Genomic DNA, 429 nt, shown 5'->3' with positions numbered 1-429 from the left:
CCAGCCGGCAGACAGCGCGCAGCATGTCCTGCGTTGTACAGCATTTGACCAACTTCACCCACGTCTTTAGGGGTGGCGCCTTCAGTCATGTTCAATGAATAACACTACTGAGATAGGTCTTTCATGTCTTGTTCGCTAAGGGGCATAGCCATCTCGCTCATTACAGGTTCCATACGGAATTCTTTACCGACTGAAGTCATACCTATTTTTAAATCCTTAAGTTGTTTAAGGATGTAATCTGGGTGCTGGCCTGCAAGTTTAGGTTAAATATTAACCGGTGCATTACCGTCTGGGCCGTGACAAGCCGCACAGGTTGCTGATTTTTCTTAACCTGCGTTTACAACGCCATCAAATGCTGTTGCGTTGCTTGCAGACAACGCACCAAGCAAAAATGTTAAAGATAGAGCTAATTTTTTCATGATGTATTCT

The 429-nt window shown here is 44.8% G+C and carries 1 pseudogene; it reads right to left on the bottom strand.

The features are described 5' to 3' along the window. Positions 1-419: pseudogene (locus CWB60_RS20560) on the bottom strand (c-type cytochrome); the annotation flags it as partial. Positions 420-429: the final 10 nt, after the last annotated feature.

Source organism: Pseudoalteromonas sp. S327 (assembly GCF_005886415.1).
Taxonomy (GTDB): domain Bacteria; phylum Pseudomonadota; class Gammaproteobacteria; order Enterobacterales; family Alteromonadaceae; genus Pseudoalteromonas; species Pseudoalteromonas atlantica.
Note: the sequence above shows the minus strand (reverse complement) of the source record. Positions and strands in the feature narration are given on the sequence as shown.